Raw genomic sequence first — 17,467 nt, forward strand, 5'->3', positions numbered from 1 at the left:
CTAAGTGGAGCGTCTTAAATGTATCTCATAATCCAGAATGGTTTTATATCTGCTGCTAGTTCCTTCTATCAGATCAATGAGTCGCTTTCCTGCCACTGTTCCCAGTTCTTCCGCTTTAAAACCAATAGCAGTAACTGGTGGATTATTCGTCTCTAAATAAATACTGTCGTAAAAAGACGCTACTTTGATATCTCTAGGTATCACATACCCTTCCTCCAAAAGCATGGACAATACCCTGCCGCAGATGACATCATCCGTACAAACAATACATTCCGATTGGCGTTTAAGAATATATCGAACCGCCTGTTCCACAAAAACCGCACTGTTACAATCAGAAAATATCATATCCTGTTCAATTGATATTCCGTATCTTCTTAATGCATTAAAATATCCCTCACATCGAAATCGGTTAACCATATGATTTAAATCCCCTGCAATTAAAGCGATTCGTTTCACCCCATCTGCTAAAAGGAGGGACGTTAATTTTTCACATGCCTCCATATGATTATTATCAATTTGAACTATAGTATCATCTTCACTGGAACCAATTAGTAAAAACGGCATCTCTCTTTGCTTAAGGTAAGCCGTCGCCATGTCATTGGTTAAGTTTCTGGTAAGGATAATTCCATCCACCTTTTTATTTTCCACCAGTCGCTTTAACAGATTAATATCATTTTCTTTTACTGTAGTTACCACCACATCATAATTAAGAGCTGCTGCTACTTCACATACCCCAAGAAGACAGCGTTGAAAAAACGGTGTATTACGTACATTGTCATCAGCCGGGAATGCAACCCCTACATTGTAGGTTTTCAAACTAGCTAAACCTCTAAGAAAGGAATTGGGGTTGTAATTATGTTTTTCAATGCATTCCATAACACGCTGTACCGTTTCCCTGCCAATGCGTCCCTTTCCAGATATAGCTCTGGATACGGTGGTTTTTGATACCCCCAATTCCTCAGCAATATCCGATATGGTAAGCCTTTCTACTTTTGATGCTCTGCCAGCTGAAAAAGTACTTTTACTGGTTTTATCCTGCTCTACCATAGATGCACCTGCTGCAATACCATTTTTAACGGCTGTATTGCACAATCCTTTCCGTCAAGTTGCTCAATCTTTTGTTCTAAAATAATTATATCATTATGCATTATTATTTCAATTATCTAAATTTATATATTATTTTCATGAATATTGTACAAATTATATATTTTTATTTATTTTTTTGCGCAACTAATTGCGCAACTTATATTTATTAATCTATTTAGAACCTAAAATACTTTTCAGACTGACTCAGCCATAAGTATTATTGGACAACAAAAAAGGTTATATTATATTAAAGCTTTGATGACTGGACTTATATTCTTACAATCCAACATCAATTTTAAAATAATATAACCTTATATATTTATGATTTATCTAGCCTTTCCAAAGCATTGCTCAAGAATCTTAAAACCTGCTTTGGTTTTAAAAATCTTTTCTTTTACATTCTGTATGACAGCGGCAGAGGACTTATCTTCGTCTAAATTAACCAAAAAGTCTGCTTCTACAAGTATCTGGTAATCAAGTCCGTCTATCGTATGATAGGTATGATGATGTCCAATTAAAAAGCATACTCGGTCAATAAAATCTTCTTCATACCCCAATCTCTTAAGCATTGGTCTTGCAATACCAGGTCCTTCTATCTGCTGATATGTTCCTGCACTGCTGTTGTATTTTTCTTCACTGATTTTAATACCGATATCATGAACTACCGCAGTAACTTCAAGTATTTCCTGCATAGTTTCTTCTAGCTGTTCCAATTCACCTATGGTTTTTGCATAAGCATACACTTTAAGAAAATGGTTTATCCGGCGGATATCACCGGTGTAGTATTCTATCATTGCTTCTATTACTTTTCCTATTTTCTTCATATAAATAACTATGCCCTTTCCGATATATGCCTGCCAACCAACTTGATACTGTTACTACAAACCCATACTATTTACTTAAACAAATTATTTACCGGTATGTTATAGCTGATTGCCTTTGAACCGAAATAATTAGAATTATCTTCCTTCTCCTCTTCTTCCTTATCTTCGAAGAAGGTTTCTAAAAATTTCAGATAATCATCGTAGGTAAATAACTCTATCAGGTCTGCTTGTGTAGTCTCTGTTTCAGTTTCAGAAGTTCCGGTAATCAGATTGCTTTTAATTTGGGCAGTGCTTTGTAAGGTGGCGGAATAATTTCCGACTGCTACCGTAACATTTCCGGCACTTACTCCTTGATTCATATAGCCTGTAACCTTCTTAACATAATTTTGAGTTTCCTCAAAAGGCGGAATACCACCGTATTTTGATACATTTCCCATACCTGCGTTATATGCAGCAAGAGCCAGACTGGTATTACCGTTGTATTTATTCAGTAATTCAGAAATATATTTGGCACCGCCCATAATATTCTGCTCTGCATCAAATGAGTCCGTTACACCAAGATATTCTGCGGTTGCAGGCATAAGCTGCATAACTCCCTGTGCTCCGCTTCTTGATACTGCATTGGCATTATAGCCTGATTCAGCTTTGCCAATGGCTTTTAGCAGATTTTCTGATACATTGTATTTTTTAGCTGCTTCTGCAAAGATTTGATCCATGGATTTGGTTTCACCTAAATAGGATGCAAAATCTCCCTTTGCGCTCTTATTTTTTTGCTCCGTATTTACACTTATGGCATTATTCTTGTTTACATTACTTATCCCGTTGATTGCTGACATCTTTTTCTCCTTAGGTTCTTGACTGTACTCCCAGAGCCGATATGCACAGGAATACAAGGTTTTTCGCAAGTTTAAGAACAATTCATAAAAGTATTATAACCTATACAGGGCAAAGAGTGCAAGTAAAAATCCTTAGGTATTATGTCATATCTCGTATACAGCTTCTTTTCCTATCCTATAAAAATCTGTACCCTCTAGTTCTTCTACCTCTCCATTCTCTGTATACGTTCTGCCAGCCCTCAAATCCGATCTCTCCATATTTCCCTAGCTTTCCCACACTATAACTCCTGTTGCAATGGAATTCTTAGTAACTACTATCTCTGTGTTGCAGCCTTTCATTCTAAGACAGACCGGTATATCTTCATTGGTTCGGTTTAACAATACTACTACAATTGAATCATCTGGATTTTTAAAAGCAGTCAGTTCTAATTTATCTGTATAACTCGTATGCGCAATCCGTTTTGCATTTTTTTTAATATACTTGCTAAAATGTCCAATGTAATCAAAGGATAGCTTAATTTCATACTTGTCATTATTCGTATCTATCATAATAGGTGCATCACAAAAATTATTAACATGATTGGGACCGCCCTTTTCATCCAAAAAAATATTCCAGTCCATAAAGCCAGTCATACCGGCATTGATATTTCCGATCATATCATGGGCATACATCTGCGCATTTCTTAATTGGTCTTTGTCAAAGCGGCTATACTCCACACAACCTTCCGTAAAAATCAGCTCTTTTTCAGGAAATGCTTCCTTTGTTAAGCCAATTGCTTCAAAATGATCCCCGGTGTACCAGTGAAAAGCAATTCCATCAATCATTGGTTCCGTATCCTTATCTATGACTGCCATCGCCCGTTCATACAACCGTTCTTTATTGTGATCCCAGATATTTATCTTTATCCGGTTCAAATGATGCTTTTTCAACGCTTTATATAAGTAATCCCTTAAGAACTCCTTTTCCTCCTCACCAGAATAAATGCAGGAATCCCAGGTCTGGACTGCCTCCGGCTCGTTTTGAATGGTAATACGGTTTACTAAAAAACCTTTTTTCTCGTATTCTTTTATATAACGGCAGATATACTCTGCCCAAAATTCCTTGTATTCCTCCTTTAATTTTCCCCCATGGTTCCTGTCTTCATTGGTTTTCATAAAAGCTGGTGGCGACCAAGGGGATAGCATTAAGTCAAACGCTTCTCCTCGTTCCTCTCTTGCAGCCCTTAACAGAGGCAGGATATATTCTTCCTCCTGCTGTAAGGAAAAAGACTTCATCTCCTTATCCTCTGCGTTCTCCATGGCACTATAATTCTTTAGGGAAAAGTCACAGCTATCAAGATGCGTGCGTATCATAGAATAGCGATTACCCTCTACTCCAAAATACAGTTTTATAACCTCTGACTGCTTTTCCTGTGAAAGCTTTGAAAAAGCATACCCGGCGGCTTCTGTAACAGCACCACCAAACCCTAACATAGTCTGGTAAGTACGTTCCGTATACACATTAACAACGTTCATTGCCGCACCTTTATCAACTGTAAGAGGTATTGTCTGCTTCTTTGTTACTTTTTTATTCCCTTCATACGTCGTTATAAAAAATTCCATTGCTGCACCCATAGTATGCAACCCCCTTTTATTATGAATTACTACAATTTAGTAACTGTTTTATTCTAATATAACCATTAGTTCTCTTATCCTTCCATCTCTAACCTTTAACGCTCTCTCTCCTGTCAAAACCTTTCCTCTTACACATTCACCTTCCGGCAGAAGAATTCTCTTAATAACGGCTTTATCTGCTCCAAAGGTCGCCTTTCTCCCTTTATTCTGGTAAGTTACTTTGCAACCAGAAAACAATATAAAGGAGACTTCTCCCCGTTCATCAAACATCCAGTCCGGCAGACGCGGTTTAAGATGCAAGACCAACTCACCATTTTCTAATGTAAATATCTGGTTACCGGCAAATAGCTCAATCCACATAGAAAGAAGTTCAGTAGTAGAACCGCTAAGTCTGGCTACATAACCTCTGCCATGTACTTTCGTATCAGGATTGGCACTGGAGGCTATAAAGGAGGAATTCTCCAATATGCTTCTTCCATATTGCATAGGTGGTAAAAATGGAATTAGTGTGGTCTTAATTTCCTCAAAATATTCCTTATATAAGCCTGCTTTTAACAGTGCCAAAAGGTATTTATACTCCATGTGCAAAAAGATGCTCTCCCGTTCCAGCCATCCCGGAGTAAAAGCTCTGATTCTTCCATTCTCCATGGAGATATTCTCAAGAGACACTGAGGTTTTATACATTTTTAGTTTTTTGTCATATAGGTCACTGGTTTTCACCTTATAATGTAGTTCCCTTGCCAAATCCTTATCCTCTAATCCAGCCAGCAGCTTTGCAGGTCCTTCTAAAAATACTGGTAATACCTTTAGCCTAAATGCTTTTACCTTTGCTTTTACGAATCCGTTATAGCCAAGAACCGGCTCCTTTTTATGGTTGAGTACCGATGAAAATTCTACGGCTTCGTAGGTAAAATACGTGGGAACAATACCCTTTCCGTAAGTGCATGCCTTATCTATTCCCATCTGTACTTTGTTCAGAAAACGATTAAAAACGGCGGAAAGGAGACTGGTATCCGCTATGCAGGTTTCTCCTTTTAATCTGAATCTTACCTTTTCACGGAACTCTTCCCGCAAGGACGTCATTTTATCCCAATAGGCAAACTCCTCCAAACTTTCAAGTGCCTCCATTGTCTTTATAAGAAACTCATGAATCTCAAGCGGAAGCGGCAAGGAAGATTCTTTCTGTATCCAGGTACGAATGAATATAAGGAGACGTTTTAATTCAAACGTTTCCGGCATTCCACTTCCAATCAGTCCCGGCAGACCATTCATAGCATCGTTCCAACCGGGCTTTCCGCCCTCCATCTCAATTCCCATCCCTTCCGGGTCAAGGGTGGTGAATTTAACCAGGGCTAACGTTACTAGTTTAACCATTAAGGTAGTTTCTATAATATTGCCCTTTTCATCCTTTAACCAATTCGTACCGTTCTTATTAAAATCTGGTGTATTAAACTTTTCCTCGCCATGAATTACGGCACCGTATTGCCTTACCTGTTCTTTATAGATTACATACTTTTCACTTCTGGGCAGTACATAAGCACCACTGTCGTAAAAACGATAGGTGTTATCCTGAAATAAAAGCGCAATCATTTTGTCAGGATATATTTTTTGATAGTCTTCAATTAAATCCAAGGTATAATTCCAATGATCGCTCCAATAGCCCTCTCCAAAACCTGCCTCTATATTCTGATTACAAAAGGTAATGAGCTTTGCTATAAATTCGTCATCACTAACACCTAAGCGTACTTGCTTATCTGCAAGATAGGCTGCTGCTTGCCCGGGCGTAAACGGCTGTTCTAGAAAAGCCTTCATTTTGTCAATACCCTGAATTACATTGGAGGTTATAAACTCTTCTGCTGCCTCCCTTGTTTCTTCTCTTATTTGAAACGTGGAAGGCCTTACTTCCAATGGGTTATACCCATCTATCTGAAGCAGGTTGTAGAAGGTTTTTATATTAAAGCTGTCCATATCCTTATGAAAGAATACATCATTTCTTCGGTTCTGGCAGACATCTCTGAAGTTGCCGTTCCCTTGGGAATAATATTCACCAGCTATGGAAAAAAAGTTATAATCCCGTTCCGGGTCTCCATGCTTTCTGCTAAATAGATGGATAACTGCTTTAGTATCTCCCTCTTTAAATATATAAGGATATCCGCCTCTTAAAAAGTTGTCAAGATAACATTGTTTTACATATTGGTCAAATACAGAAACTGCCGTATGGGTATCTACATCCTGCGTAAGTTCTTTAACAATCTCCTCTGCTCTTTGTTCCTTTTCATCAAAGTATCCGTCAATACAAAAATGGATGCTGTTCTTTATAATCTGTTCCGGTGTACGAGAATAGCCTGTCAAGGTAGAGAAACGACAAATCTCACCGGGTTTTAACGAAGTCTTCACCGGCGTAAAACCACAAGGTATCTTATTAGCATAGCACTGTTCCTGTTTTAATACGCCTGCTAATCCCTCTTCTAAAAAGCATACAGGATAAAGCAAAGAAGTTTCTTGTCCAAAGATAACTTCCCCATCATAAATAACAGGTAAAATACTGCCCTCTTTCACCGTCAGATAATAATAGCCTCCCTCTATTTCATCCACTTTAGCAGAATCGTCACTGGTTGCACGTAGTGTATAGTAAGGAATTGTATCTCTATGTTTAATCTCCGTCCAGCTCTTTAGCAGATTGGACATTTCTTTAAAATCCCCATTTTTAATCCCGTATGGAATAATTTTAGGAAGTCCGTCAAGGAGTTCAATGTCCTTTTCTTCCTCACTGATATTTTCAAGCTCTACCTTCCTTACCAGTCCCCCCACTGGCTCTTCTGGTAAGACATAATATGTAATGGTTATTCTCAAACCGTAATCTGCATTTGTCTCCTGAATCTTAAAGCTATTCTTGTTCATGTACATAGTGCGTTCTGTCTTTAGTAAACTTGGAAAAAATGGTTCATAAAAAACCCCGTTACAGCGAATAAAGGTACGAAAACCTTTTACAGCGGTATTCTCATAAGCGGTATTGGCAGGATTAAACTCCATAATGGCATTACTTTTATTATGTACTCCAAAACTGTTAATACCCTGTCCCCGGTTGGTATAATAGACCCATACAGGAATCCCCCGAATTCCTGCAAGTCCCGGCAGAAAACTAGAAAAAGCCGGTAATTTATCGTAATCCTCCATAACATAAGTTTCACCCTCTAAAAAATATCTTCTCATAATTATTATCATGCCCTTTCCCATACCTGCAACCTTTAAGTTACAGGCACAAATTTGCGTTTGGTACCTCTTCTTTATTATAATTTAATTGCACAGGATTCCCGTAGTATAAGCTCTGGATTCAGTCTGTGGATTGTTCCCTTAATTCCTTCATGCCCTTTCATGAGTCTAATAATTTCCTCCGCACTTATGTTACCAAGTTCCGTGACCGGACTGTGTACGGTAGTTAAAGCCGGCTTGTAATATGCTGCCAGTGTATTGTCGTCAAAGCCCATAACACTAACCGCTTCCGGCACCCGTATACCGGCCTCTGTCAGTGCCCGTATACACCCCCAAGCCATTTCATCATTGGCACAAAACACTGCATCCGGCAGCGGAATCTTCTTTAATAACAGTACTCTCATCTCACTATAGGCTACTGCCTCCTCAAAATAGCCTCTTAAAATGATTGCTTCATCCACTGGCAGTGAATACTTGTTAAGTACGTTAACATAAGTCCCAAATCTGGCTTCATCATCATAATTATGAATTCCATGTATATATCCGATTCGTCGATGTCCCTGTTTTATTAAGTATTCCATAGCAAGTGCTGCGCCCACTGTATTATCAATAATAACACTGGAGATACCCTTACCTTCTATTTCCCTGTCTATAAATACCACCGGAAGCCCTGTCAGTCTAATTCTTTCAATAAACTGGTCTGACAACCCTTCATTTAAAACAATGGCTCCCTCGACTCCAGATGAGATAATCATACTGTAGATTTCTTCACTGGTATTTTCATTACTTACATATATATTAAGTAAATATCCTTGTAACTTACACCGCAAGTGAACTGCCTGCATCAGCATTTTATAAAAATCTCCTTGAATACTAGGCAAAAACAGGCCAACGGTGTTTTTTTTGTTGGTCTTTAAGAACTTCGCATTCATGTTTGGTACATAATTTAGCTTATGGGCTGCCTCTAAAACCTTTCTTTTTGTTTCTTCACTTACAACATCTACATGATTCAGCACATTGGAAACAGTGGAAATTGCTACTCCTGATTCCCTTGCCACATCTTTAATCGTTACCATGTTACCTCCTGCTATATGTCTTTACCTACATAATTCTATCATATCCTTTTATTAACTCTTATTGTTATTATATAATCACCAAATCTATTATGCAAGAATAAAAACGTTTTTATTGCGTATATCTAATGAATTCTTTTGATATTTACACTTTTTAGTGCAAATTATATGAATTTTTATTTCTTAATTTTAAAATTGCAATAAATATTTTATTTTTAATTCCATTGTATGAATTATTATACATAATATATTATAAAAACGTTTTTAGCTCTATACGCTCATAAACGCAAAAAGAGACAGCACCGATTTTACATCGAAGCTATCTCTTTTTTATTGTTTATAAATTGAAGATATGTCTTGAATCCAGTTTTTGTGAAGGAAAGCCATAGAGCTTCTTCTATCTATATATTCTAAATTGCAATGGCAGTATTTTATTGTTTAAAGGAACAATTAACTACTGTTGCTCCTACAATAACATCTTTATTTTTTCCATTGCTCGAGATACAATCTGTAAATTTGTGTTTTCCTGAGGAAGGTGCCTTCGGGAAATTAAAGTTTACATTATTACTTGTACCGGTGCATTTTACAAGTGTTATAGCACCCGTATTATTGTTAAGGTCAAACCCCCTCGACCTGTTTCCTATGGCTTTGCAATTCTCAAGATAATGGTTGTCAGCAGTATAATTACCGCCTACTTTAAATCCCTGACCATTCCCATCTGAAACTCCATTGTAAGATGCTTCACTGTTATAAACCTTCACAGCATTACCAGCCTGGTAAAAGTCAAATCCATCATCTGAATTATACAATGCCGTACAATTTTCAAAGATATTACCAGGTCCCACATTCAGCTTTGCAGCAAATCCGTCCGCATTCTCTCCATTTGTTTTGGAGTCATAATTATAAGTAGAAGTTACTCTGGTAATACGGTTATTAGAAGCTCCATTACTCATCTGAAGTCCCGTATCTCCGCAGCCGGTAATGAAGCAATCCTGTACACGGTTATTATTCCCACTGATATGTATCCCATTGTCTCCTGCATTTTTTATCGTGAGCCCTGCTATAATCCAGTAATTTCCTGCTATCTGAAAACCTCTGGAGCTGTCCGCATAAGGCTGACTGGAAAAATCAATTACCGGAGCATGTCCGCTATAATTTAATATCTTGATTTCTGAACCACTGGAGCCATTTGCAGTTAGTTTAAAGGTGGTGGAAGAGCTGTATGTACCATTCATTACAAATATGGTAGTTCCGGCACTTGCCTTTGTCAGTGCTTTTGTTAAAGTCTTAAAGGGCTTGTCTTTTGATAAGCCATCGTTGGAATCATTTCCACTTACAGAAACATAATAGTAGGTGGTTGCAGCTTTTGCCAGATGAGCATTAACAAACAACAAACTAGCCAACATGATGCAGGTCATAAACATAGCGATACTTCTTTTTCTTTTCCTCATTACTATACCCCTTTCATTTGATGAATTTTAAACCTCTCCTTGGGTTTAAAATCGTTAAAATGTTATGTAACATAATGGTCAACCTTCTCCATCAGTCCAACCAAATATTTACTACTTTAGTATAGCATAAAATAGTTCAGCAGAAAAGATATAAGTAAATCATTTCCATGTTAAGTTTTTCACAAAAATAGCCTGCCCTAAGGCAGACTAAAAATGTTCATTATTTTACTGCTTCTTCTACCAGACTAACCAGTTTATCAATCTGTTCACTGATTTTTGACAGTACCTCTTCATCCGATTTACCAAGGAATTCGACAGGTTCAACAAACTCCCAGTTCATACCAAGCCTTGTGGTTATCTCATCAAGTTCTCTTTGAGCACCACCAGACCAACCATAAGAACCGAAGCGGAATGCTTTACGATTAAATACTTTTTTCTTACCTAATTCTTCTAACACAGCTCCCATTGGAGGGAACATCTTAAATTCATAGGTAGGCATTGCTACAATAATTCCTGTTGATGTCCAGGCTGAGGTTAATACAGTTCCCCAGGAATCTTTAGGCACCTGATGTACATGAAGTGTAATGTCCTTCTTCTCTAACATTTTTATGGCATGCTTTACGGCTGTTTCCGTCATACCATACATAGAACCCCAGATAAAAGTAATTTCTTTTCTGGCAGGTCCTTTCTGATAATCTGCGTAATCAGAATAGGCATCCATAATCTTCGCCGGCTCTCTCCATATCAGACCATGTCCCGGGGCAATCTGCTTAACCGGTAATTCTCTGCATTTTGCCACTGCTTTTTTAACCTGAGGCGAAAAGTGGGCTACGATATTGGAATAATACCTTACTGTATCCTTCTCATATTCTTTCAGCTCTTCTTCACTAAACTGGTCTGCATAAATCTTGTCCTCTAATTTTCCAAAAGAACCAAAAGCGTCACAAGAGAATAAAGTACCTGTAAGAGTATCAAATGCTGCAATGGTATCCGGCCAGTGCACATTGGGAATTTCGGTAAAGGTTATCACATGTCCGTTTCCTAAGTCAAGCGTATCCTTCTCACCTACTACTGTAATGTTTTCTGTCTGTCCATAGAATGCGCTAAGTAATTCCTTACCTTTTTTACTGCAAACAACCTGAAAATTCTTATTTATCTTTTTAAAAGCTTCAATCCAACCGGAATGGTCTGGCTCCACATGGTTAACAATTAAGTATTCAATATCCTTTGGATTAATATTTAATTTGTCCAATAAGGCAAACAAGCTTTCCGGAACCCCGTCCCAACCACACACACCATCAACAATTGCTGTTTTTTCACCTTTTATGATATATGAGTTTAAGGATACTCCATTTGGCATTTCCCATAAACCTTCAAATAATATATTCTCTACATTAACAGAAAGCTGATAGGTTTCCTTAGCTATATTATTTACCTGCATATTTAGTCCTCCTTCGATATATTATTCTCATTTTATCTTTATTTAACCCCTACGTCAACCAAATATATAGAAAGAATTTTTCATACCGGTCTTATCCGTTTAAAAATAGGATGCTATTCATTACTTTTTTCTTAATGCTTTTTTATTGTAACCTGCCTAAATAATATTAGTATTACATATTTTGCCACATAATTGCCATTTGTTAGGAATTAAATAATGTTATTAAATACTATAGTAATATGGAGGTTTTCATGAGGAGTAAAACATTACCAAATCACAACATATTTCTTGTTTTATTTGCTATTGTTATACCGTTAATTTATTTTAATTATTCAACACAGGCACAGGCAAAGAATACGGATGCTGGTTTTAAAATTAAAGATGGCGTGCTGATAAAATATTACGGTACTGAGGAAAAAGTTACTATTCCAAATTCCGTAACAACCATTGGCAATTCTGCCTTTTACGATGTCAGAACTTTGAAAAACTTAGTTATTCCTAAAACGGTCACAAGTATAGGCGACAAAGCCTTTATGGAATGCAAAAATCTGCAGACCGTTTCTATACCTGACACGGTAAAAGAAATCGGGAAAGAGGCGTTCTACCAATGCCCATCCATTAAAAGCATAAAACTTCCGAAGACCCTTATTTCTATTGGAGAAAACGCCTTTGGTAAATGTGAAAGTTTGAAAAGTATCTCACAGCCTACTTCTATCAAAACAATTGGAATAGATGCCTTTGATGGGACTCCTTGGTTAGAATCGGAGCAAAAAGAAAGTTCCTTCGTAATCATCGACCACATTCTAATCAGCGGCAAATATGCAAAAGGAAATATAACGATTCCACCGAATGTAACTATAATCGGCGCAAAAGCCTTCTCATCAAACGATGCGATTACACATGTTAAAGTACCTGAATCTGTCATTGAGATAGGAAGACAAGCTTTCTCTTTATGTGACAGTCTACAGAAAATATCCATAGAAGGCCCAATCAAAACCATCGAGTTAAATACCTTCGAGCACTGCACCTCCTTAACAGAAATCCTTCTGCCGGAAACCTTAACTACTATTAGTGGTGCTGCTTTTATAGGCTGTAGTAATCTAAACGAAATCACTCTTCCCGATTCTGTTACCTATCTAGGTGGTGCTGCTTTTAAGGATTGCAGGAATCTTACTAAGATTACCTTATCAAAAAGCTTGGAGAAAATTATCAAAAATACGTTTGCATACTGCTATAACTTAAAGGATATTTCCCTTCCTCCCTCCCTTAAGGAAATCACAGAGTATGCCTTTAGTGACAGCAGTATTGAGCGTATTATGGTACCAGATACCGTTACTTTCATTGGCACAGGAGCCTTTGCGCACTGTAAACAACTTGTTTCTGTTTACCTGCCCGATTCAATCACCTCAATCGGAGATAGTGCTTTTTGGGGGTGTACCTCTCTAACGGAGATAACGATCCCAGCTTCTATAACAAAAATCGGTTATTCTGCCTTTTATAATACTAGCTGGTTAAAGGAACGCCAAAAGGAAAACCCGTTGGTTACTTTTGGTAGTATATTAATTGATGGTAGTAATGCAGTAGGAGAGCTTACCATACCAAGTACGATAACTACTATTGCTCCTAGAGCTTTTTGGGAGAACACAAAAATTTCCGCCGTAACTCTTCCAAATAGTGTAAAAAAAATAGGGGATGACGCTTTTTCAGGATGCACTAACTTAGAAAAAGTAAAACTTTCAGACAATCTGACTGCAATTGAAAACGGTGTTTTTAAGTATTGTAAATCATTACAATCGATTCACTTGCCGGAAAATATAAAGACTATTGGTAGCGAGGCCTTCTACGAATGCAACAAAATAAAAAGTCTTGTGCTACCCTCCTCTCTTACCGAAATAGGTTCCGGGGCTTTTTCTTCCTGCGCCAACCTGAAAGAAATAAACATTCCAGAGAAGGTAAAAACCATTCCTTCCAATGCATTTCAGTTTTGCAGCCGTCTTAAAAGTATCAACCTGCCTAATTCTGTTACAGCAATTGAAGATAGCGCATTTTATGACTGCACCAGCTTAAAGACCATTACTATTCCCTCCTCCGTAAATACTTTTAAAGGTTCTGTATTTACAGGTACACCCTGGCTTAAGGAAAGAAAGAAGAAAGATACATTCGTTGTTATAAATGGTGTATTAATTGGAGCGGCTGATATAACCGGCAGCATACGTATTCCTGATACTGTAATATCCATCGCTGAAGAAGCCTTTAGTCGTCAAGAAAAAATGACTGGTATTATACTCCCTAAAAACTTAAAAACCATTGAAAAATATACCTTCTCCAACTGCACGAAATTAAAGAGTATAACCATTCCGGATACGGTAACCAATATTGGCTCTAGTTCCTTTTCTAACTGTAGCAGCTTAACCTTAATAAAGCTTCCAAAAGCATTAAAAAGCATTGAAAGTTTTGCTTTTTCCGGTTGCAGCAGCTTAGCCAGTATTACGATTCCGAGTAAAGTTACCAGTATCGGGTATGCGGCTTTTTCTGACTGCACTAGCTTAAAATCCATAGTAATTCCCAGTTCTGTAAGAACAATGGGGGATGGTGTTTTTATGAGATGTTACAAACAGGTAACCATTTTATGCAAAAAGAACTCTTATATTGTCCAATATGCAATTAGAAACGGTATCAAGTATAAGTACAATTAATGCAAATTCTATGATATAACAACCTGAAAAACTATAACTTGTAAAAAAAGAATTGTAACTTTCCTTTGTATCCGTCATAATGGAATAAGTATTTCTTTTGAATACCATTCGTAACACGCTGACATACTATTTAACATACAACCAGAGAAAAGAGGGATTTTATTATGAAGGAAATAAAAATGTTTGTTACCAGCTGGTGTCCCTATTGTCAAAAGGCACGTCTTTTTATGGAAGAATTATATGAGGAGAATCCAAACTATCGTAACCTTAAGATTCAGATAATTGATGAAGAATTAGAGACAGAAGTGGCAAACCAATATGATTATTATTATGTACCCACCTTTTATTTAGAGGGTACTAAATTTAATGAAGGTGCCATTGGAAAAGAGAAAATAAAGGAACTGTTTGAAGCTGCTAAGTAAATCCAGACCACTTTCCTGATTATGTAACTTAATCACAGAAACAAGGATTCAAATCAGTTATACTTGGGACAATCAATAACAATACAAAGGAGATGAAATATATGAGTGTACTAACAATTACAAAAAATAATTTTGATGCTGAGGTTAAGAATTCCTCCCAACCAGTCCTCTTAGATTTCTGGGCATCCTGGTGCGGTCCCTGTAAGATGGTATCTCCTATCATAGACGAGATTGCAAAAGAAAATTCAGATATTAAAGTTGGAAAGGTAAACGTTGACGAAGAATCTGAACTTGCAGGTGATTTTAAGGTAATGTCCATTCCTACCCTGGTAGTAATTAAAGATGGCAAGGTTCATAATACAACGGTTGGTGTTCAATCCAAACAAAACATCTTAAAGCTTTTGGATTAATGCTAAGTGGCTTATAAGATTATATAAATTTTATATTGTTAAAGAATTCCTAAGAAGCCAGTTGAGAATGATATTACTTTCTCAACTGGCTTCTTAGGCTAATATACTTAAGAATCTCAATCTATATATCAATAAATAAAACCAAAAATATATTAACCGTTTTAACCACCTCATCAATCTTGTTTTGGCCAACTCCCCAAAACAACGGTATGACCTAGCGCTCTCAGGGATACTACCTCAATTATATAACCAACTCCCTGAGTTTTTTCTTGTCAATTACCTTTACCCCTCCTCTGGAAAGTTCCACAATCCCTTCCTGGGCAAAGTATTTTAACATTCTTGACACTACCTCTCTGGCACTGCCAACATATTTTGCAATCTGTTCATGGGTTAGTTCTAATATATCGGATTGGTTTCTGGCTATTTCATCTGATAAAAAGATAGCTAATCTCTTATCAAAACTCATAAACAATACCTGCTCCATTGCCCACATAACATCTGAAAAAGCATCGATTACAAGCTTGTTGGCGAAATTCTCAGCATATATGTTAGAAGCACAGAGCTGCTGATACGTTATGGCATCAATCAATAATACTTCACAATCACTTTCTGCATCTATATGAACATCAAACGTTATATTCTCAAGTATACAAGAAGCTGATAATATACATATATTCCCATCTCTTAAACGGTATAACGTGATTTCTTTTCCATCCTCTGACAGAATATATACCCTGAGATTTCCTTTCTTAATAAGTAGAACTCCAATGCAATCACTGCCTCCGCTGTGGATTCTGCTTCCTTTTTCATAGTGTACTGGTGTGATGTTTTTTAATATCTGATTCTTTTGTGTTTGGCTCAATTTATCCCAAAAGGTCAGCACCTGAGGTATATAAGTTAAATCCTGTTCTGATAACATAAATTCCTCCTTTTGCAATAGCTATATTAATTATAACATGAACGAAACTTTTTACAAGAGACACGCAGGGTTTGTTGTGCACGGGTTGAGCAAACTGTTCCATAAAAAAATAATCTACATACTATTGCACAGCATACCTAGATAGTTTTGCCATATCAATTCAGTATATAGATTATTTTTCATATTATACCAGCTCCATTACGTGCTGCATCTACTTTTATATGACTATTTTAGATAGAAGTTTTCCATAAACCATGAAGGTTACAGTATTCATAAGCTGCTACCGGTTTTTCATCCTTTAATTCAAAAACAGCTGTTGGTTTTTCCCCCGGCTCTAAGTATTTCACCTGAAGGCCCTTATCTGTTTCAAGATATACCCACTGTATATAGTGTTCTTCCAGCATAGGATGATCAACGCTGCCAACCGCAACAGTAACTGTACTTCCTTCAACCGTTACAACCGGAAGATGCTTTTCTGTAGCTGCTTCTGTCGTATTCGCAAATAATTCGGCAATCGGTTCTCCACAACAGACAAGTGGTGCTCCTGATTCATGAATTAAAGTAATAATATTTCCACAATGTTTACATTTAAAAAATTTAGGTTCTCTTTTCATGTTGATTCTCCCTTTCTATTTCACATTAATAGTTTGTGGCCAAAATACGGAAATATGCTTGTGGATGGTCACAGACCGGACATTTTAACGGTGCTTTCTTCCCAATCTGAATATGTCCGCAGTTACTGCACTGCCATATCATATCTCCATCTTTGGTAAATACCAGTTCACCTTCAACGTTTTCTAATAATTTTTTGTATCTTTCTTCATGCTCTTTTTCTATTTTAGCAACACCTTCAAATAATCTGGCAATCTGATCAAAACCTTCTTCTTTTGCTACTTTTGCAAACTCAGCATACATCTCAGTCCATTCATAATGTTCACCAGAAGCGGCTTCTAACAGATTTGTCTTTGTATCAGGGATACCGTCATGAAGCAGTTTAAACCAGATTTTAGCATGTTCTTTCTCATTATTAGCTGTTTCCAAAAACAGCTCTGCAATTTGTTCAAATCCTTCTTTTTTTGCCTTGGAAGCATAATAGGTGTACTTGTTTCTGGCTTCTGACTCACCAGCAAAAGCTGCTTTTAAGTTAGCTTCCGTTTTTGTACCTTTTAATTCCTTCATTACATTTCCTTTCCATACATAAGAGAAAAAAAGAGCACGCGCTAATAAAAGCACACGCTCCCTTTTTATGTATTATTAAACTTCTGTAAATGAATCTTTGTCTAATCCGCAAACAGGGCAAGTCCAATCATCAGGAATATCTTCCCAAGCTGTGCCAGGTGCTATTCCACTATCTGGATCACCTATCTCAGGATCATAAACATAACCGCAAGGACACTCATATTTCATAGCTTATACCTCCTAATAATGATATTATCTTCATTGGGATAAAGATATCTATATTATAGCATATTAAGGTAATTA

General features: G+C 37.1%; 15 protein-coding genes. 3 read left to right on the forward strand and 12 right to left on the reverse strand.

What is annotated here, in order from left to right:
- From acsn021_RS18255 to acsn021_RS18290, 8 genes are all read right to left on the reverse strand, one after another.
- Positions 1-1,047: a LacI family DNA-binding transcriptional regulator gene (locus acsn021_RS18255; RefSeq protein ID WP_184091782.1), complete on the reverse strand. Its 1,047-nt coding sequence runs from the start codon at positions 1,045-1,047 to the stop codon at positions 1-3.
- A 365-nt stretch (positions 1,048-1,412) separates the two neighbouring features.
- Positions 1,413-1,910: an HD domain-containing protein gene (locus acsn021_RS18260; protein ID WP_184091780.1), complete on the reverse strand. Its 498-nt coding sequence runs from the start codon at positions 1,908-1,910 to the stop codon at positions 1,413-1,415.
- A gap of 71 nt (positions 1,911-1,981) precedes the next feature.
- The gene (locus acsn021_RS23020) at positions 1,982-2,746 is read right to left on the reverse strand and encodes a lytic transglycosylase domain-containing protein (RefSeq protein ID WP_184091778.1); all 765 of its coding nucleotides are present in this window, start codon (positions 2,744-2,746) and stop codon (positions 1,982-1,984) included.
- Positions 2,747-3,010: 264 nt separating this feature from the next.
- On the reverse strand, positions 3,011-4,360 hold the full coding sequence (locus acsn021_RS18270; RefSeq protein WP_184091776.1) for a glycoside hydrolase family 30 protein: 1,350 nt from the start codon (positions 4,358-4,360) through the stop codon (positions 3,011-3,013).
- 48 nt (positions 4,361-4,408) lie between these two features.
- Positions 4,409-7,585, reverse strand: a complete 3,177-nt coding sequence (locus tag acsn021_RS18275; RefSeq protein ID WP_207725113.1) for a cellobiose phosphorylase — start codon at positions 7,583-7,585, stop codon at positions 4,409-4,411.
- A gap of 65 nt (positions 7,586-7,650) precedes the next feature.
- Positions 7,651-8,649, reverse strand: coding sequence for a LacI family DNA-binding transcriptional regulator (locus tag acsn021_RS18280; protein ID WP_184091774.1), 999 nt, complete (start codon positions 8,647-8,649; stop codon positions 7,651-7,653).
- 428 nt (positions 8,650-9,077) lie between these two features.
- Complete coding sequence (locus tag acsn021_RS18285; RefSeq protein WP_243167809.1) at positions 9,078-10,097, reverse strand: right-handed parallel beta-helix repeat-containing protein; 1,020 nt, start codon at positions 10,095-10,097, stop codon at positions 9,078-9,080.
- Positions 10,098-10,317: 220 nt separating this feature from the next.
- On the reverse strand, positions 10,318-11,538 hold the full coding sequence (locus acsn021_RS18290) for an FprA family A-type flavoprotein (protein ID WP_184091772.1): 1,221 nt from the start codon (positions 11,536-11,538) through the stop codon (positions 10,318-10,320).
- 251 nt (positions 11,539-11,789) lie between these two features.
- Between acsn021_RS18290 and acsn021_RS18295 the strand changes: the two genes are divergently transcribed.
- The 3 genes from acsn021_RS18295 (at position 11,790) to trxA (ending at position 15,066) form a co-directional block, all read left to right on the forward strand.
- The gene (locus acsn021_RS18295) at positions 11,790-14,234 is read left to right on the forward strand and encodes a leucine-rich repeat domain-containing protein (RefSeq protein WP_184091770.1); all 2,445 of its coding nucleotides are present in this window, start codon (positions 11,790-11,792) and stop codon (positions 14,232-14,234) included.
- A 164-nt stretch (positions 14,235-14,398) separates the two neighbouring features.
- Positions 14,399-14,656, forward strand: a complete 258-nt coding sequence (locus acsn021_RS18300) for a thioredoxin family protein (protein WP_184091768.1) — start codon at positions 14,399-14,401, stop codon at positions 14,654-14,656.
- Between the two features lie 101 nt (positions 14,657-14,757).
- The gene (trxA, locus tag acsn021_RS18305; protein ID WP_243167808.1) at positions 14,758-15,066 is read left to right on the forward strand and encodes a thioredoxin; all 309 of its coding nucleotides are present in this window, start codon (positions 14,758-14,760) and stop codon (positions 15,064-15,066) included.
- Between the two features lie 241 nt (positions 15,067-15,307).
- Here the strand turns inward: trxA and acsn021_RS18310 are convergent, their stop codons facing one another.
- The 4 genes from acsn021_RS18310 to acsn021_RS18325 all read right to left on the reverse strand — a co-directional run bounded on the left by acsn021_RS18310 (position 15,308) and on the right by acsn021_RS18325 (position 17,392).
- A complete protein-coding gene (locus acsn021_RS18310) occupies positions 15,308-15,985 on the reverse strand; it encodes a Crp/Fnr family transcriptional regulator (protein WP_184091764.1) in 678 nt (225 codons plus the stop codon).
- Between the two features lie 230 nt (positions 15,986-16,215).
- Positions 16,216-16,599, reverse strand: a complete 384-nt coding sequence (locus tag acsn021_RS18315; RefSeq protein ID WP_184091762.1) for a desulfoferrodoxin family protein — start codon at positions 16,597-16,599, stop codon at positions 16,216-16,218.
- Positions 16,600-16,624: 25 nt separating this feature from the next.
- Complete coding sequence (gene rbr, locus acsn021_RS18320; protein ID WP_184091760.1) at positions 16,625-17,164, reverse strand: rubrerythrin; 540 nt, start codon at positions 17,162-17,164, stop codon at positions 16,625-16,627.
- Positions 17,165-17,239: 75 nt separating this feature from the next.
- Positions 17,240-17,392, reverse strand: coding sequence for a rubredoxin (locus tag acsn021_RS18325; protein ID WP_184091758.1), 153 nt, complete (start codon positions 17,390-17,392; stop codon positions 17,240-17,242).
- Between the last annotated feature and the right edge of the window lie 75 nt (positions 17,393-17,467).

This window comes from Anaerocolumna cellulosilytica, from assembly GCF_014218335.1.
Classification (GTDB): domain Bacteria; phylum Bacillota; class Clostridia; order Lachnospirales; family Lachnospiraceae; genus Anaerocolumna; species Anaerocolumna cellulosilytica.